This window comes from Actinoplanes sp. NPDC051633 (genome assembly GCF_040681735.1).
Lineage (GTDB): Bacteria > Actinomycetota > Actinomycetes > Mycobacteriales > Micromonosporaceae > Actinoplanes.
In genome coordinates this window covers 1-1,043 of sequence record NZ_JBFAZH010001837.1, presented here as the reverse complement: position 1 = coordinate 1,043, position 1,043 = coordinate 1, and the positions used below count along the sequence as shown (strand labels likewise).

At 68.4% G+C, this 1,043-nt stretch carries 1 protein-coding gene; it reads right to left on the bottom strand.

Translation table 11 applies throughout. The features are described from left to right. Nucleotides 1-951: LysR family transcriptional regulator (locus AB0M20_RS45540; protein ID WP_364307912.1), on the bottom strand; the 951-nt coding region annotated here is incomplete at its 3' end. Nucleotides 952-1,043: the final 92 nt, after the last annotated feature.

Sequence of the window (1,043 nt, the reverse complement as noted above, 5' to 3'; positions counted from 1 at the left end):
CGCGCCCGCTTCGACGAACCGCTCGCGAAGCCAGCGGTGGCCGGAGTCGCTGGTGTACATCGGATGCCACCACAGCGCCTCGATCAGCGGGACCGGCTCGAACGGGCACGGCAGGACGCGCACGGCGGCCGCGGACATCAGCCGGTCCGCCAGCCGCTTCTGGATCAGGCCCACGCCGTGCACGGCGGCGACCAGGAACGGCAGCGAGAGGAAGCTCTCGGTCACGATCTGAACGTTGAACTCGACCCCGAGCATCTCGAGCTGCTTCGCCACCGGCGTGAAGGCGGTCGAGGTCTGATAGGTCATCACCATCGGCAGCTCGCCGAGCTGGTCCACCGTCAAGCCGTCCGCCGCCACGGGCGCGTCCATGGCGACGACGCACACCCATTCGTCGTCGAAGATCCGGCAGTGCGGAAGGTCGGAGAGGATGCCGGGCGGCAACACGATGGCGTCGACGGAGCGCAGCGTCTCGTCCGCATTGTCGATCAGGTGCGGCGCGAGCTGCTGCACCCGCAGGCGGACGCCGGGAGCCTGCTCGCTGAGCTGCCGGGCCAGCGCCGGGCCGAGCACGGTCGTGGCGTAGTCCGACATGAGCACGGTGAACTCACGGGCCGCGGTGGCCGGCTCGAACCGGGCGGCGCTGGTGAAGACCCGGGTCACGCTCGCCATGGCGTTCTGGGTGACGTCGACCAGCTGCGCGGCCAGCGGTGTCAGCTCGTACTGATTGCCGACGCGGGCGAGCAGCTCGTCGTCGAAGTGCCGTCGCAGCCGTGCCAGCGAGGCACTCAGCGATGGCTGGCTCAGGCCGAGGCGCAGGGCGGCCTTGCTGACACTCCGCTCCTGCAGGAGGGCGTCGAGCGACACGATCAGGTTCAGGTCGAGGTTGGCTACCTTGATCTCACTGGACAACCGGCTCATCAGCGCCACCCATACATCCGCAAGGAGGCTCACGTTTGCTCGATCGTCACCGCTGAAGGTCACTTTGGCAATCCGCCGACACACGTCCGTCACGACCGACGGCGCCAACTCTCCGCAAAGCAGGT